The sequence below is a fragment of the Candidatus Streptomyces philanthi genome (genome assembly GCF_059553635.1).
This window is the reverse complement of record NZ_JCANQV010000016.1, coordinates 21,526-36,666: the sequence shown is the minus strand read 5'-3', so window position 1 is coordinate 36,666 and position 15,141 is coordinate 21,526. Positions and strand designations below refer to the sequence as shown.

General features: G+C 73.5%; 14 protein-coding genes and 1 pseudogene. 4 read left to right on the top strand and 11 right to left on the bottom strand.

The window, feature by feature from the left end; genetic code table 11:
* Positions 1 to 307, bottom strand: a pseudogene (locus AC51EU_RS04300) (hypothetical protein); the annotation flags it as partial.
* Between the two features lie 744 nt (positions 308 to 1,051).
* Between AC51EU_RS04300 and AC51EU_RS04295 the strand changes: the two are divergent.
* Positions 1,052 to 2,545: a nucleobase:cation symporter-2 family protein gene (locus AC51EU_RS04295; protein WP_496265275.1), complete on the top strand. Its 1,494-nt coding sequence runs from the start codon at positions 1,052 to 1,054 to the stop codon at positions 2,543 to 2,545.
* 47 nt (positions 2,546 to 2,592) lie between these two features.
* Here AC51EU_RS04295 and AC51EU_RS04290 read toward each other — a convergent pair whose 3' ends face one another.
* Together AC51EU_RS04290 and AC51EU_RS04285 are read right to left on the bottom strand one after the other, a co-directional pair.
* On the bottom strand, positions 2,593 to 3,315 hold the full coding sequence (locus AC51EU_RS04290; RefSeq protein WP_496265274.1) for a transcriptional regulator: 723 nt from the start codon (positions 3,313 to 3,315) through the stop codon (positions 2,593 to 2,595).
* A 283-nt stretch (positions 3,316 to 3,598) separates the two neighbouring features.
* Complete coding sequence (locus AC51EU_RS04285; protein ID WP_496265273.1) at positions 3,599 to 3,925, bottom strand: plasmid stabilization protein; 327 nt, start codon at positions 3,923 to 3,925, stop codon at positions 3,599 to 3,601.
* A 348-nt stretch (positions 3,926 to 4,273) separates the two neighbouring features.
* On the opposite strand from AC51EU_RS04285, the gene rsgA reads away from it, so the two are divergent.
* The gene (rsgA, locus tag AC51EU_RS04280) at positions 4,274 to 5,434 is read left to right on the top strand and encodes a ribosome small subunit-dependent GTPase A (protein WP_496265272.1); all 1,161 of its coding nucleotides are present in this window, start codon (positions 4,274 to 4,276) and stop codon (positions 5,432 to 5,434) included.
* Between the two features lie 42 nt (positions 5,435 to 5,476).
* Here rsgA and AC51EU_RS04275 read toward each other — a convergent pair whose 3' ends face one another.
* On the bottom strand, positions 5,477 to 5,959 hold the full coding sequence (locus AC51EU_RS04275) for a DUF456 domain-containing protein (protein WP_496265271.1): 483 nt from the start codon (positions 5,957 to 5,959) through the stop codon (positions 5,477 to 5,479).
* Between the two features lie 746 nt (positions 5,960 to 6,705).
* Between AC51EU_RS04275 and AC51EU_RS04270 the strand changes: the two genes are divergently transcribed.
* Entirely contained in the window at positions 6,706 to 8,448 is a 1,743-nt protein-coding gene (locus AC51EU_RS04270; protein WP_496265270.1) for a pyruvate dehydrogenase, read from the top strand.
* Between the two features lie 116 nt (positions 8,449 to 8,564).
* Complete coding sequence (locus AC51EU_RS04265) at positions 8,565 to 9,104, top strand: ATP-binding protein (protein ID WP_496265269.1); 540 nt, start codon at positions 8,565 to 8,567, stop codon at positions 9,102 to 9,104.
* Positions 9,105 to 9,125: 21 nt separating this feature from the next.
* Here AC51EU_RS04265 and AC51EU_RS04260 read toward each other — a convergent pair whose 3' ends face one another.
* From AC51EU_RS04260 to AC51EU_RS04230, 7 genes are all read right to left on the bottom strand, one after another.
* Positions 9,126 to 10,232, bottom strand: a complete 1,107-nt coding sequence (locus AC51EU_RS04260; RefSeq protein WP_496265268.1) for a DUF2637 domain-containing protein — start codon at positions 10,230 to 10,232, stop codon at positions 9,126 to 9,128.
* Positions 10,233 to 10,469: 237 nt separating this feature from the next.
* Positions 10,470 to 11,441: a pirin family protein gene (locus AC51EU_RS04255; RefSeq protein ID WP_496265267.1), complete on the bottom strand. Its 972-nt coding sequence runs from the start codon at positions 11,439 to 11,441 to the stop codon at positions 10,470 to 10,472.
* Positions 11,442 to 11,587: 146 nt separating this feature from the next.
* Positions 11,588 to 12,001: a VOC family protein gene (locus tag AC51EU_RS04250; protein WP_496265266.1), complete on the bottom strand. Its 414-nt coding sequence runs from the start codon at positions 11,999 to 12,001 to the stop codon at positions 11,588 to 11,590.
* Between the two features lie 71 nt (positions 12,002 to 12,072).
* Positions 12,073 to 12,489: an ATP-binding protein gene (locus AC51EU_RS04245; RefSeq protein ID WP_496265265.1), complete on the bottom strand. Its 417-nt coding sequence runs from the start codon at positions 12,487 to 12,489 to the stop codon at positions 12,073 to 12,075.
* Positions 12,486 to 12,920 (bottom strand): pyridoxamine 5'-phosphate oxidase family protein, encoded by a 435-nt coding sequence (locus AC51EU_RS04240; RefSeq protein ID WP_496265264.1) that lies wholly within the window; start codon positions 12,918 to 12,920, stop codon positions 12,486 to 12,488. Before AC51EU_RS04240 ends, AC51EU_RS04245 begins: the two co-directional genes overlap by 4 nt.
* Positions 12,917 to 14,656 carry a SulP family inorganic anion transporter gene (locus AC51EU_RS04235; RefSeq protein WP_496265263.1) on the bottom strand — a complete coding sequence of 580 codons (1,740 nt, stop codon included), beginning with the start codon at positions 14,654 to 14,656 and terminating at the stop codon, positions 12,917 to 12,919. The genes AC51EU_RS04240 and AC51EU_RS04235 overlap by 4 nt, the downstream gene beginning before the upstream one ends.
* Positions 14,653 to 14,994 carry an ArsR/SmtB family transcription factor gene (locus tag AC51EU_RS04230; RefSeq protein WP_496265262.1) on the bottom strand — a complete coding sequence of 114 codons (342 nt, stop codon included), beginning with the start codon at positions 14,992 to 14,994 and terminating at the stop codon, positions 14,653 to 14,655. The genes AC51EU_RS04235 and AC51EU_RS04230 overlap by 4 nt, the downstream gene beginning before the upstream one ends.
* Positions 14,995 to 15,141: the final 147 nt, after the last annotated feature.

Sequence of the window (15,141 nt, the reverse complement as noted above, 5' to 3'; positions counted from 1 at the left end):
CCGGCGCCCCGGCCGGTTGCAGCAGCAGCTCCCCGCCGCCCGGCGGGGGACCGGTGGGGGCCGGACGGGTGAGGAACACGGTCAGCACACCGGCCGCCACGAGGAAGGCGGCGGCCAGCGCGATGCCGGGGTGCGCCCGCCACCAGGGGGCCGTGCCGGGGCGGGGGCGGTGCTGGTGGATGGGGGTGCCGGGGGTGGGGGGCTCGTTCCTGGTCGTACCGCCGCCCGCGCCGGGGCCTCCGGCGGCCCCGTCGGGCTCTTTGGCGGTCTTGTCCGGTTCTCCGCCTCCGGTCGCCCCGTCACCCACGCCGGCCCGCCCGCTCCCCGCTGCCTCACGGTCCCCACCCGGCCTCTCGCCACCCGGTGTCGTCGCGTCGTCGCGCGGGTGGCCGGAAGGCGGGCCGGTCGGGTGATCGCCCGGCTCCCGGTCGGGCGGGGTGCTGTCCGACGGCGGTGGCGGTGTCACGGGCCCCTCCTCCGTCGGGTCGGCGGGCTCCCGTACGCCCTCGGGCGGCAGGGGCGGGAGCGGCGGTCACAGGAACGGGACAGGAGCCGACGGTCGTACGCCAACGCTCCCTGCCCCTTTCTGCCCTGCTTTCCCTCACCTCGCAAGCGGGGCGTCCGGGACCGTGCCCACGGTGAACGACGCGAGCCGTCACCGTGGCGGCCCCGCCCCGCCGCATCAGTACGGCCGCGCCGGCCCTGCGACACCCCTCCGGCCCCGCCGTACAAGCCCCGCACAGCCTGCGCGCGGCCGTTCCCGCCCACGGCGGACGCACCTCGGGGCAATCCTCCGGATGACTCGCGGGAAGCCGTAAAGGTCAACTAAGGTGAGCGCCTTGATCGATCCTGCTCCGCAATTGCCTTGGGTTTGCCGGTAATTGATCGGTCTTTGGGTTTTGTCGCCCGGTACGTCGCGCGCCCCCGTGGCCGCGTACCGCGACGGCATCCCCCGTACGTCGGTCGTGTACGACCCGGCCGGTCCCCGCCCCCGCGGCTCGGTGCCCGGCCGCCGCTTCTTATTCACCTACCTCCTGAAGGCAAGGCAGAGATGGCACGAGACCCCCGGCACAGCCCCCCGCCCTCCGGGCACGGCACCCACCCCGTCGACGAGATGCTCCCCGTCGGCAGGCTCGCCCTCTACGGGTTCCAGCACGTCCTCGCCTTCTACGCGGCGGCGGTCATCGTTCCGATCCTGGTCGGGAACGCCCTCGGCCTCTCCCGCGGCGAGCTGGTCTACCTCATCAACGCGGACCTGCTGACCTGCGGAATCGCCTCGATCATCCAGGCATTCGGCGTCTGGCGGATCGGCGCCAGGATGCCGCTCGTCCAGGGCGCCACCTTCACCGCCGTCTCCCCGATGATCGCCATCGGCCTGGGCGCGGGCGGCGGCACCGCCGGACTGCTCGTCGTCTACGGAGCGGTGATCACGGCGGGCATCGCGACGTTCCTCTTCGCGCCGTTCTTCAGCAAGCTCGTCAAGTACTTCCCGCCGATCGTGATCGGCACCATCCTCACCGTCATCGGCCTCACCCTGATGCCGCAGGCCCTCCAGGACGCCGCGGGCGGCGCCCAGCTCGTCGGCCGGCCCGAGTACGCCTCGGGCAAGAACCTCGCCTACGCGGGCGGCACCCTGCTGTTCATCCTGCTGGTGGTCCGCTTCGGCAAGAACTACCTCGGCAGCCTCGCCGTGCTCCTCGGCCTGGTCGCCGGCACCGCGGTCGCCTGGGCGCTGGGCGATGTGCGGTTCGACGGCGTCGAGGAGGCCGCCTGGTTCGGTGTCAGCACCCCGTTCCACTACGGGATGCCGAAGTTCGAACCCTTCCCGATCCTCGCCATGATCATCGTCATGCTGATCACCATGGTCGAGACCACCGGTGACGTCTACGCCATCGGCGAGGTCACCGGGCGCCGCGCCGACAACGAGACCGTCGCCCGCGCACTGCGCGCCGACGGCATCGCCACCGTCCTCGGCGGCGTCCTCAACGCCTTTCCCTACACGGCGTTCGCCCAGAACATCGGCCTGGTGCGGATGTCGAAGGTCATGAGCCGGTTCGTGGTGGTCGCGGCCGGCGGCATCATGATCGCCCTGGGGCTGTTGCCGAAGGTGGGCGCCGTGGTCGCCACGATCCCGCACCCGGTGCTCGGCGGCGCCGCCATCGCGATGTTCGGCATGGTCGCCGCCGTCGGCATCCAGATCCTGGGCAAGGCCGATCTGCGCGAGGAACGCAACGCCCTGATCCTCGCCGTCAGTCTCGGCGCCGCCTTCCTGCCCACCGCGGCCGCACCGTTCTTCGAGCGGATGCCCGACAACGTGAGGGCCGTCCTCGACAGCGGGATCACCCTGGGCGGACTGACCGCGATCCTGCTCAACCTCTTCTTCCACATCTTCACCCGCCGCGGCACGATGGAGATCGACTGGGACGGGATCGAGGAAGCGGACGGCGAACCGGCGCCCGTGCCCGGTCCGGCCGCCGCGCACCACGCCCCGCAGTTCCACCCGCCGCAGCCGTACGACCCGCATCCGGGAGCGGCCGGCCACTGACCCGCCGCGCCGGGTGGTCCCATGGGCGGGCCACCCGGTGCCGGGCGTCAGTCCCGCCCGGCGGGGAACGGCGACGCCTCTCCCGCCTCGCCGATCAGGTCCCAGAAGTGGTCGACCAGCCCGCGCAGGAACGCCGAGCGCTCGGCCGCGATCTCCCTGAGCCGGGCATCGGCGTTCCGTGCCACCAGATGCCCCATGTAGCGCTCGGAGAACTCCGCGAACTCCCCGTGCATGGTGCGCAATGCGGGGCTCACGCGGTTCTTGTGCAGGGTGGTGATCCCGGCGACCGGTGCGACATGACTCTTCCAGCGCCCCTCGACCGCGCCGCGCAGATGCCCGGCCAGCTCCTCGACCCGGCCCATCACCCCCGTGAGCGTGCGCAGCGACAGCCCCAGCGTCTCCACCAGCGCCTTCGTCTGCCGGTAGTCGCCCGGCCAGCGGTGCGACGCCTCGGCCTGCCGGTAGGTGTCCGGGGCCATGTCGATCAGCCGCGCCAGCCGTTCGGCGCTCAGCTGCCGCGCCATGCGGTGCTCGGCGAGCGTCCGGGGCACGATGCCCATCAGGACGGTCGTCGGGCACCACAACACATCGGCCAGCGCGAAGAGTTGCGCCTCGTCGGGAAGGTAGGAGCCGTATTCCCAGGCTTCGACGAGTTCGGGGCGGATCGGCACCCCGCAGGACGCCATGGCCTGAGCGACCTCGGCGGTGCTCAGGCCCACCCGGGCCCGCGCCGCCCGGGCCCCTGCGGAGGAAAAGGGAGTGCTGTACACGTACGGGACACCTCGCTGCACCCGGCGAGCGGGGAGACATGGGGGGATGGAGGAACATCCAGGGGCGGGCAGATTAACAGATCGTCGGGATGTACGAATCTCCCATTGCCCGGGACCCCATGGACATCTCGTGCACCATCCCGCGCCCGCGCAATCGATGATCCCCGGCCGTCCTCCTTCTGTCGATGCCCTGGAGCAACCCCTTTCCCGTACACGGGGGTTGGGGCCCGCCCCTCCCCGGTCGCGCGGACACGGCACCCGCGCCACGGCCCGGGAGCGGTGGTCAACGCCCCAGTGCCTTGCGCAACTCCTCCTTGTTCATCGACGAACGCCCCTCGACATGGCGCCGCTTGGCCTCCTCGTACAACTGGTCCTTCGTCGGTCCCTGCGCGCCGCGGTGCGAACGCTCGCCGCCGCGCTGCGAGGCGGACTTCGGGTCCTGGGTCGACACCCGGCCCGCCGTCCGCGACTCGCCCGAACGCGCCCGCTCCTTGTTCACGGTGCGCGCGGCGATCTCCTTGGCCCGCTCGGGTGACTCGCCGCGCTCCCGGGCGCTCTTCCTGATGTGCTCGTACTGCCGCTCACGCTTGGCACTCGATCCAGCGGGCATCACACGCCTCCTTCTCGTCCCGGGCCGCGGACGCCGGCACGCGCCGCGCCCGCGGCCGCCGCTCCTTCCACTGCACCGCGGACCGGCCCGCCGCGCGACACGGGAACCGCCGCCCGGAAAACCCGTGGTGCCGCCCGCCGCCCCGGGCTACGCTCGGCGCGTTCACGACGGCGGCCCGACCGGCCCGCCGTCCGGGCCCGGCAACAGGAGGTGTGACCGATGGCAAGGGTGACGACGGGCACCGCCCGCACGCAGAAGACCATTCGTTCCGCTCCCGTGGCCGCCGGCTGACCCTCCTTCCTTCGCACGTCCACGTGCCGCCGGGGCCACCCTTGTGAAGGGTTCCCCTTGACTCTCCCCTCCGCCGCGTCCTCGTCGCGCCCGCTGACCGCCTACGGCTGGGACGACGCGTTCGCCGCCCTCTTCACCCCCTTCGCCGGACAGGGACACGTGCCCGGCCGCATCGTCCGCGTCGACCGCGGGCGGGTGGACGCCGTCGTCGCGGACGGCGACGGCAGCCGCACCGTCCTCGCGGACACCGCGCCCGTCGCCACCGGCGACCCGATGCGGGTGCCCTGCACCGGCGACTGGGCCGTACTCGACCTGGGACAGGGCCACCACGCCGTCGACGGTGTGGTCACCGCGCTGCTCCCGCGGCGCAGCGCCTTCGTCCGGTCCGTCGCCTCCGGACGCTCCGAGGCCCAGGTACTCGCCGCCAACATCGACCGCGTCGTCATCTGCGTCTCCCTCGCCGCCGACCTGGACCTCGGCCGGGTGGAACGCTTCCTCGCCCTGGCCATGGCCGGCAGCCGCGGCGACGACCCCGCGCACCCCGGCGCCGAGGGGCCCCGCCCCCTGGTGGCGCTCACCAAGGCCGACCTCGCCGGCGACCCGGACGTGGTGGCCCACCTCGTCGACGACACCCGGCGGACCGCGCCCGGCGTGCCGGTCCTGGCCGTCAGCGCGGCGGCCGGCGACGGCCTCGACGCCCTGACCGCCCACCTCGCCGGCGCCACCACCGTCCTGCTGGGGCAGTCCGGCGCCGGCAAGTCCACCCTCGCCAACGCCCTGACGGGCACCGGGGCGCAGTACGTCAGCGCGGTCCGGGACCGGGACGGCAAGGGACGGCACACCACGACCACCCGCGACCTGCTGCCGCTCCCGCGCGGCGGCACCCTGATCGACACCCCGGGGCTGCGCGGCGTCGGCATGTGGGACGCCGGGACCGGGCTCAGCCGCGCCTTCGCCGACATCGAGGACCTCGCCGAGGGCTGCCGCTTCTCCGACTGCGCGCACGACACCGAACCCGGCTGCGCCGTCCGGGCGGCCCTGGACGACGGCACCCTCGCGCCCCGTCGCCTCGACAACTACCGCAAGCTGCTGCGCGAGAACCGCCGCATGGTGGCCAGGACCGACGCCCGGCTGCGCGAGGAGATCCGGCGGGACTGGAGGCAGAAGCAGGCCCTCGGCCGCCACATGACCGCGCGCAAGCGGGGAGGACGGCGATGAACCGTCCGTGAGGGACGGGGCGCCCTCCCCGCGAGGGCGCCCTCACGCCACGACCGCCACCCCCGCCCACACCCCCACGACCAGCAGACATGCGAACAGTTCGACCAGCACGCTCGGGCCGAGGGCGCGCAGCGCCGCCCGCGTCGCCGCCCACGCGTCCCCGTGGCCGCCGAGCCGCAGCCGTTCCAGGAGATAGAGCACCCCGACGGCGCACAGCGGGCCCCCGAGGACGGGGATCACGAAGAAGCCGACAACGCACGCGACGCCGGACGCGAGGAGAATCCCGTACGGCGTGCCGACGGCCCGCAGGTCACGCGGGGGCAGCAGCAGCTTCACGGCCTGGTGGAGCAGCAGCACACCGGTCGCCGTGATCAGCACCGCCCAGGCCGCCGTGGACCGCTCCGCCAGCGTCCACCACAGCACCCCGGCCCAGACGATCGACGGCCCCGGCACCCCCGGCACCAGCACGCCCAGCAGACCCAGCAGCAGGACCAGCGCCACCGCGACCGTCTGCCCCACGCTCATCCGCCGGCCCCGCCCCGCCCTCCGGGCACCCCGACGGCCGCACCGGTCCGGCCCGGCGCGCGGCGGGTGCCCGCCGGTCCGTGCCCGTCGCGCTCCCTCATGGCCCAAGCCTGCCGGAACCCGCCCCGGACCGCCCCCGGAGCGGCCGGACACCCGGGGGCCGCACCGATCTGGACGCGGGCGCGTGGCTGGAGGATGATGCGTACTCCCGGGGATGCCACTCCCTCCCCGGACCACGGGGGCCGGTGGTGACACCACCGCCGAGGACCGCCGGCGCACACCCTGCCGCCGGTGGCCCCACCGGACGTCCCCTGCGCCCCACCGGTCCGCCGACCGAGGGAACCCGGCGTTCCCGCCCGCACGGTGCGGCACGCCGTATCCCCTCCCACGACACCCTTCCCACCGGGACGCCGGGCGTTCCGGTCCCTCGACGACCCATACCGGCCACGGTCCGGCACCGGACGGACCACGGCCCGCGCCGCCCCGTGCGGCGCCTCCGCCCGCCGGGCGGCCACCTGTGGGGGGTTGGCCGCCCGGCGGACCCACGCCCCGACCGCCGGACCTCCCCGCGTCCCTCGCCACCGCACGTCGGCCGGCACACCTGACGCCCGCCCGGCCCCGTACGGGTGGACACCGGTGCGCCCGGCGGCCGGCACGGGCGGACGGCGGGTGCCGATGGGTTGACTGGGAGGGGCACATCGCGGTGTGCCCCGCGGAACGGACGACCGGCGTCGAAGGAGCACGAGATGGCGAAGCAGACCGTGGCCGAGCAGTTCGTGGACATCCTGGTACGGGCCGGGGTGCGGCGCCTGTACGGCGTCGTCGGGGACAGCCTCAACCCCGTCGTCGACGCGGTCCGCCGGAACTCCGCGATCGACTGGATCCAGGTCCGGCACGAGGAGACCGCCGCGTTCGCCGCCGGCGCCGAGGCGCAGATCACCGGGAAGCTCGCCGCCTGCGCCGGTTCCTGCGGCCCCGGCAACCTCCACCTCATCAACGGCCTCTTCGACGCCCACCGCTCCATGGCCCCCGTCCTCGCCCTCGCCTCCCACATCCCCTCCAGCGAGATCGGCACCAGCTACTTCCAGGAGACCCACCCGGACCGGCTGTTCTCCGAGTGCAGCCACTACAGCGAACTGATCTCCAACAGGCGGCAGATGCCCCGGGTGCTCCAGACCGCGATCCAGCACGCCGTCGGCCGCAGCGGCGTCTCGGTCGTCTCCCTGCCCGGCGACATCGCCGCCGAGGCCGCCCCGGAGGGCGCCGTCGAACACGCCCTGGTCACCTCCCGCCCCTCCGTACGCCCCGGCGACGAGGAGATCGACCGGCTGGCGCGGATGATCGACGACGCGGGCAAGGTGACCCTGTTCTGCGGCAGCGGCACCGCGGGCGCCCACGCCGAGGTGATGGAGCTCGCCGAACGCGTCAAGGCCCCGGTCGGCCACGCCCTGCGCGGCAAGGAGTGGATCCAGTACGACAACCCCTACGACGTCGGCATGAGCGGCCTGCTGGGCTACGGCGCCGCCTACGAGGCCACCCACGAGTGCGATCTGCTGATCCTGCTCGGGACCGACTTCCCGTACAACGCGTTCCTGCCCGACGACGTCAAGATCGTGCAGGTGGACGTCCGCCCCGAGCACCTCGGCCGCCGTTCCCAGCTCGACCTCGCCGTCTGGGGCGACGTCCGCGAGACCCTGCGCTGCCTCATCCCCCGGGTGAACGTCAAGACGCGGCGCAGGTTCCTCGACCGGATGCTCAAGAAACACGCCGACGCGCTGGAGGGCGTGGTCAGCGCCTACACCCGCAAGGTCGAGAAGCACATCCCGATCCACCCCGAGTACGTCGCGTCCGTCCTGGACGAGGAGGCGGCGGACGACGCGGTGTTCTCCGTCGACACCGGGATGTGCAACGTGTGGGCGGCGCGCTATCTGACGCCCAACGGCAGCCGCCGGGTGATCGGTTCGTTCACCCACGGCTCGATGGCGAACGCGTTGCCGCAGGCGATCGGCGCCCAGTTCACCGACCGGCGGCGGCAGATCGTGTCCATGTCCGGCGACGGCGGATTCACCATGCTGATGGGCGACTTCCTCACCTTGGTCCAGTACAACCTGCCGGTGAAGGTGGTCCTCTTCAACAACTCCTCGCTCGGCATGGTCGAGTTGGAGATGCTGGTGTCGGGCCTGCCCTCGTACGGCACCACCAACCGCAACCCGGACTTCGCGGCCCTCGCCCGCGCGGCCGGGGCCTTCGGCGTCCGGGTGGAGAAGCCCAAGCAGCTGCGGGGCGCGCTGCGCGAGGCGTTCGGGCACGACGGCCCGGCGCTGGTCGATGTCGTCACCGATCCCCACGCGCTCTCCATCCCGCCGAAGATCAGTGCGGAGATGGTGTCGGGATTCGCGCTGTCGGCCGGGAAGATCGTGCTGGACGGCGGTGTCGGCCGGATGCTCCAGATGGCGCGCTCGAATCTGCGCAACATTCCCCGGATGTGAACCATGGTCACCGAGTGACCTGGGCATATGCCAGGGGCCTTGCCCGAACGTGGGATACCGCACACCGGCCCGGACCGGGGCCGCCGGAAGCATGGCGCCCGGTCCGGCGGGAAAGCATGAGCGTGAGGCTGTTCGAGAGAGCGACCGGAAAGACGTTCGGGGCGGGGGAGATGATGCGTCAACCGGTGTGGCAGGAGATACGGGACGTACGCGAGGCGAGAGGGGGGACGGCCGAGGGCGGCCGGGGCACAGGTGCCACCACCTGCCTGCCGGACGTCCTGGAACACAGGGTACGTGCGGGAGACCTGAGCGCGGTGGCCGTGGTCCGCCGGGAGTTACGGGAGTTACTGGCCCGCTGGACCCCTCCGTCCGGCGCCGACCTCACCGAACCCGCCACCCTGCTCCTGAGCGAACTGCTCACCAACGCCCTTGTGCACACCCGCAGCGGCGCCGTGGTCACCGCCGTGGCCACCGACCGGCTGCGCGTCGAGGTCCGGGACTTCTCCGCCGCCCCTCCCGAACCGCGACCGCCCAGCGGGGACGGAACGTCCGGCCGCGGGCTGCTCCTCGTACGCTCCCTCGCCGACGCCTGGGGCGTGAGCCCCCAGGGACTGGGCAAGACCGTCTGGTTCGAACTGGGCGGCGGACCGTCCTGAGGTACGACGGCCCGCCACCGCTCAGCCGAAATGCCGCTCGATGGCGGCGAGCTTCTCCTCCAGCGAATCCAGGCGCGGCAGCGCCCTGGTGTCGTCCTCCGCCGTGAGATCGACGGTCTGACGACGCGCGGGCCCGCTGTCGGAGGCGGCCCCGCTGTCCCTGTCATCCGCGCCCGTCACGGCCTTCAGCGCCGGGCGGGAGCGCACCGACGGGTCGCCCGACGGCGGCAACGGCTGTGGCTCGCCGCCTATGGCGGGGTCCGGACCGGGCATCTCGGCGGAGGCCGTGGCGGCGGCCGGGGGCCCCGCGGTCACCGGCACCTGACGGCCCCGGCGCCACGAGCGGTGCTGCCGGTTGAGGGCCTTGATCCGCGCCCGGTCGATCCGGCCCCGCTCCCGCCTGCGCACCCGCTCGCGTTCCCGCTCCCTGCGGTCCTCCCTGACCTCCTCCACCGCCTCGTCCAGCGACCGGACGCCCTCCAGCAGCATCAGCGACCAGGCGGCGAAGGTCTCGCGGGGCGCCCGCAGCCAGCGCACCACACGGATCTGCGGCAGCGGACGCGGCACCAGACCCTGCTCGCGCAGCGCCGCCCGGCGCGTCTGCTTGAGCGCCCGGTCGAACAGCACCGCCGCCGACAGCGACATCCCGGCGAAGAACTGTGGCGCGCCCGCGTGGTCCAGCCCGCGGGGCGCGTGCACCCAGTTGAACCACGCGGCCGCCCCGGCGAACGTCCACACCAGCAGCCGCGAGCCGAGCGCCGCGTCACCGTGGCTCGCCTCGCGCACCGCCAGCACCGAGCAGAACATCGCCGCGCCGTCCAGCCCGAACGGCACCAGGTACTCCCAGCCGCCCGACAGGTTGAGGTTCTGCACCCCGAAGCCGACCAGTCCGTGGAAGGACAGCGCGGCGGCGACCGCGGCGCAGCAGAACAGCAGCAGGTACGAGGCCATGCCGTACAGGGCCTCCTTGCGGCGCCGGCGTTCCTCGCCGCGCTCCCAGGAGTCCTCGGCGGCACCGCGCCGCGTGGCCCGCCTGCTGTACAGGACCACGGCCACCGCGGCCAGGACGCCGACGCACATCAGCACCGCCGGGACCAGCCGGTCCAGCGATATGGCGCTCATTCTCATTCAGGGGCTTCCTTGCCTCGCGCTACGCACTGTCGCGCGTCATCCTGGCGGAAGCCACCGCGGCCCTCGGGGAATTCGGGACAAGAGAACGCCAAGGGGTGCCGTACGGGCCAGCGGCTCGGGCGATTTCTCGAACGTGCCTACCAGTAAGGGAAGTTGAGTTCGAGGGAAGGTCACTCCGTGGGGTGGTGTGAGGGGCGGGGGAGGAGGCTGTGGCGACGGGCCGTGTGCCGTCCGTCAGCGGCGGGGCGGGTTCCCCCGGGGCCGCAGCGTGGTGTGCGGCAGGACGGGGGCGGGGAGGCGGTCGCCCGGGTAGCCCTCGACGGCGCCGAAGCGCGCGGAGGCGTCCTGCCACTCCTGGCGGGCCCGGACGATGTCGTCGTGGCCGCGGCCGATGAAGTTCCACCACATGACGATCTCCTCCTCGAACGGGGTGCCGCCGAGCAGTACGGCGCGGGCCGTCCCGTCCGACGTGTTCGTCAGGGTGAGGGCGTCGGGGCCGGGGTGGACGCAGCCCATCTCGGCGCGGCGCAGCGGGGTGCCGGCCAGGGTGATGGAGCCGGCGTCCACCAGGAGGCCGTGCTCGAAGGCGCGGTCGACGGCGAGGGTCACCGAGGCGTGCGGGGCGAGGAGGACCTCGGCGCCGAGGAGGGGGGTGAAGGTCGGGACCGGGGAGCGGACCCCCGCCAGTGAGCCCAGGAAGACCCTGATCTCGGCCCCGGGGAGGTGGGCGGGGTCGGGTACGTGGTGCTGGAAGTCCCGTTCCGTGTCGCGGTGTTCCCCGGGCAGTGCCACCCACAGCTGTACGCCGTGCAGCACGGTGGTGCGCGCGGTGGACACCTCCGAGTGGGCGATGCCGTGTCCGCCGGTCATCAGGTTGAGTTCGCCGGGGCGCACCAGGGCGTGGCTCCCGAGGCTGTCGCGGTGCTCGATCTCCCCGCTGAACAGCCAGCTCACGGTCTGCAGACCGGTGTGCGGGTGCGGGGCGACGTCCATGCCGCCCGTCCCGGAGACGTCGTCGGGGCCGTAGTGGTCGGCGAAGCACCAGGCTCCGACGAAGGTCCGGGACCGCTGGGGGAGCGTACGGCGCACGGTCATCGCCCGCGGCCCGCCCAGGGGTACCTCACGCGGGCCGAGGACCTCGACCCGCGGCGCCGTCGCCGACGCGGCGCGGGGTGGTTCGGCGGGTTCCGCTCCGGCAAGGGGCATCGCGCGGGTCCTCTCACTCGGCGCGGATAGTTTAATCCGCAACAACTATGCCGAGCATACGCCGCCCACCGTCCCCGCGCACCCTCACACCGGGGCGGCATCCCGGCCGGGAGGGAACGGCCGGGCCGGTCCACGGGCGCGCGGCCTCACCCCGCGTCCTCCGGGGCGGGCTCGCGGTGCAGCTGGATCAGGTCCCAGCGGTTCCCGTACAGATCGCGGAAGACGGCGACCGTGCCGTACGGCTCGTGCCGCGGCTCCTCCTCGAACTCGACCCCGGCCGCCCGCAGCCGCGCGTAGTCACGCGCGAACGACCCGGTGTTCAGGAACCAGCCGACGCGCCCGCCGGTCTGGTCGCCGATCCGCGCCTCCTGCGCGTCCGCCACCGCGCGGGCCAGCAGCACCGCCGTCTCCCGCGCCCCGGGCGGAGCGACGACGACCCACCGTTTTCCGTCACCGAGACGGGTGTCCTCCAGGAGCTCGAAGCCCAGTACGTCCACGTAGAAGGCGAGGGCCTCGTCGTAGTCCCGTACGACGAGGGTCACCAGTCCGAGATGAGACATCCGACGATCCTGCCCGCCACGGGCCCCGTCGGGAAGGCTTTCGCGGGTGAGGAGGGCCACCCGGCGCCCGGTCAGAGCGGGAAGGTGATCCGGACGCTCTTGCCGCCCCGGTCGGTGTCCGGGGTCACCGTCCAGGTGCCGTGCCACGCGCCGGTCACCTCGGCGACGGTGGGCAGGCCGCCGGAACCGCCGCCGAAGGACGGCAGGGAGAGCTGGCGGGGATCGCGGTCGTGGACGGCGAACACCAGGGCGTCGTCGCTCCTGGCATAGGCGACGGTGAGCTGCGGGGAGCGGGCGGCGGCGTGCCGTACGCAGTTGGTGACCAGCTCGCCGAGGACGAGGAGGGCGGGGCCCATGACGCGGTGACCGGGGCTGACGCCCCAGGCCGGGTAGGTCATCTCGGCCTCCCGGCGGGTCAGTGGCACGGCGGCGGGGACGGCGTCGCAGGTGAGGAGGTGGCGGTGGGGCAGGGAAACGGTGTGGATCATCGGGTGTGGTGCTGAGGGGCGGTGGGGGAGGCCGGTCCGGAGGCGTGGGCGAAGCGGTGGCCCTGGACGGACTGCGGGTGGACGCGGACGAGCAGGTCGTGCGGGCCGTGCGTCCAGCCCGGCAGCGTCCGGCGGTAGTGCGTGGCCTCGTCCTCGTCGGTGAGGGCCTCGGCGGGACCGGAGGCGGCCACCGCCCAGCCGGCGGCGGGGTGGAAGCGGTCGGCGTGGTAGGTGACCGTGACCCGGCGCGAGAACGCCGCGGCCGGCACGGGGGCGCGCACGATCAGCCTCCCGTACTCCAGGACGTGGGAGGCGGGACGGACGATCGTCGCCTCCCGCTGCGCGTAGATCAACCGGCCCCGGGAGGCGCCCTGGAGGAGGTAGAGCGCCTCCTCGCCGGAGATGTCGAGCATGCGGGGAGCGCTGGTCATCGTGGGGCCTCCTGGACGGTCGCGGGACGAGGGGGGCGGTCCTGGGCGGGGGCGGGGAGGACCCCGCTGCGCTGGAGGTGGGTCCGGGCGGCGGCGATGGCCTCGGGGGTGGTGGCGTACTCCTGGCCGTCGTGGCGCAGCAGTTCCAGGGCGCCGACGGATTCGAGGACCCGGCGCTGGCCGGGGCGTATGCCCGAGGCGAGGACGACGATGCCGCGGCGGCGCAGCTTGTCCACCGCGTCCTTGAGGACCAGTGCGCCGGTGGCGTCGATCGTCGACACCCGTGCCATGCGCAGGATGATCACGCGGACGTCGGCGACCTCACTGAGTTCGAGGAGGAAGCGGTGGGCGCCGGCGAAGAAGAGGGGACCGTCGATGCGGTAGGCGACGATGTGCTCGGCCAGCAGGGCGTGTTCCTCGTCGCGGTCCTGGCCGGGCAGGTGCGGCCGGAAGGAGACCTGGTCGAGGCGGGCCTGCCGGGCGACGGCGCGCAGCGCCAGGGCCCCGGCGACGAGCAGCCCGATGATGACGGCGTAGACGAGGTCGAGGGCGACCGTGGCGACGGCGGTGAGGACGAGGACGACGGCGTCGGAGCGGGTGGCCCTGACCATGGCGCGCAACGCGCCGACCTCGACCATGCGCACGGCGGTGGCCAGCAGGACACCGGCGAGCGCGGCGAGGGGGATGCGGGAGACCAGGGGAGCGGCGGCGAAGACGATCACCGCGAGGACGGCGGCGTGGACGAGGGCGGCCAGCCGGGAGCCCGCGCCGGTACGGACGTTGACCGCGGTACGCGCGATGGCACCGGTGGCGGGAACGCCGCCGAACAGCGGGGCGGCGATGTTCGCCAGGCCCTGGCCGAACAGCTCCCGGTCGGGATCGTGCTTCTGCCCGACGGTCATGCCGTCCGCGACCGACGCCGACAGCAGCGACTCCAGGGCGGCCAGCGCCGCCACCGCCACCGCCGGGCCCAGCAGCGAACTGAACGCGGACAGGTCGAGGAAGTCCAGCGACGGGGCGGGCAGCCCGGAGGGCAGCTCCCCGATCGGCCTGGCCGAGTCGAGGTGGAAGACCTGGGCGACGACGGTCGCGGCGATCACCGCGACGATCGAGAACGGGACGGCCGGACGCAGGCGGGCGCCGACCAGCATCACCGCGGCCACCGCGACGGCGAGCGCCACCGCCGTCCAGTTGGGGCGCGCCGCGAACTCCTCGACGGCGCGCCAGGCCACCACCAGGACCTGGTCGCCCTCCGGCTTGGCCACACCGAGCGCGTGGGGCACCTGCTGGAGGCCGATCACACAGGCGATGCCGAGGGTGAAGCCCTCCACCACGGGCGCGGGCACGTACTGCATGTACCGGCCGGCGCGGGCGACGGCGAGCGCCACCAGCATCAGCCCGGCGAGCAGGCCGACGGTGAGGACGCCACCGGGCCCGTACCGGGCGACGATCGGCACGAGGACGACGGTCATCGCGCCGGTGGGGCCGGAGACCTGGAGGTTGGAGCCGCCGAACAGCGCGGCGAGGGCGCCGGCGATCACGGCGGTGGCCAGGCCGGCCTCGGCGCCGAGACCGGAGGAGACGCCGAAGCCGAGGGCGAGGGGGAGGGCCACGATCGCCACGGTCAGGCCGGCGAGCAGGTCGCGCCTCGGGTTGGCCTTCATGGCGGTGAGGTCCGCGCGGGTGGGCAGCAGGGAGCGTACCGGGGCCCACGCCCGGTTGAGCCGGGTGGTCATTTCGCGGCGACCTCGGCTTCCCGCAGCTGGTCGAGCAGCTCGTGCTGCCCGGCGAGCATGTCGGTCAGGATGCGGCGCGCGGCCCGCAGCAGTTCGGCGACGTCCCGGCTGGCCAGCTCGTACACGACGGAGGTGCCCCGGCGGGAGGAGGTGACGATGCCGGAGCGCCGCAGGACCGCCAGCTGCTGGGAGAGCGCAGCGGGCTCCACCTCAAGCGCCGCCAGGAGGTCCCTGACGGCCAGGGGCCCGTCCTGGAGAAGCTCCAGGACCCGGATACGGACCGGATGCCCCAGCATCCGGAAGAACTCGGCCTTGGCCTGATACAGCGGAACCTGCACGGAACCCTCGATCGTCACGAACCCGCGGCCCCGGCCGGACCGGGGCTCCTGAGCCGTGCCCGCCCGCACCGGCGGGCACGACCGCTCCAGCATGTAACTAATTGCAGAACTTTGCAATTCTGGAACTTCCAGGATCGGCAGATGCCG

Bases quoted from the DNA above. Each gene is read 5' to 3' on its own strand.
- AC51EU_RS04240 (WP_496265264.1), bottom strand. From the start codon at position 12,920: ATGACCAGCGCTCCCCGCATGCTCGACATCTCCGGCGAGGAGGCGCTC.
- AC51EU_RS04245 (WP_496265265.1), bottom strand. From the start codon at position 12,489: ATGATCCACACCGTTTCCCTGCCCCACCGCCACCTCCTCACCTGCGAC.
- AC51EU_RS04250 (WP_496265266.1), bottom strand. From the start codon at position 12,001: ATGTCTCATCTCGGACTGGTGACCCTCGTCGTACGGGACTACGACGAG.
- AC51EU_RS04260 (WP_496265268.1), bottom strand. From the start codon at position 10,232: ATGAGAATGAGCGCCATATCGCTGGACCGGCTGGTCCCGGCGGTGCTG.
- AC51EU_RS04235 (WP_496265263.1), bottom strand. From the start codon at position 14,656: ATGACCACCCGGCTCAACCGGGCGTGGGCCCCGGTACGCTCCCTGCTG.
- AC51EU_RS04265 (WP_496265269.1), top strand. From the start codon at position 8,565: ATGAGCGTGAGGCTGTTCGAGAGAGCGACCGGAAAGACGTTCGGGGCG.
- AC51EU_RS04295 (WP_496265275.1), top strand. From the start codon at position 1,052: ATGGCACGAGACCCCCGGCACAGCCCCCCGCCCTCCGGGCACGGCACC.
- AC51EU_RS04270 (WP_496265270.1), top strand. From the start codon at position 6,706: ATGGCGAAGCAGACCGTGGCCGAGCAGTTCGTGGACATCCTGGTACGG.
- AC51EU_RS04285 (WP_496265273.1), bottom strand. From the start codon at position 3,925: ATGCCCGCTGGATCGAGTGCCAAGCGTGAGCGGCAGTACGAGCACATC.
- AC51EU_RS04275 (WP_496265271.1), bottom strand. From the start codon at position 5,959: ATGAGCGTGGGGCAGACGGTCGCGGTGGCGCTGGTCCTGCTGCTGGGT.
- AC51EU_RS04255 (WP_496265267.1), bottom strand. From the start codon at position 11,441: ATGCCCCTTGCCGGAGCGGAACCCGCCGAACCACCCCGCGCCGCGTCG.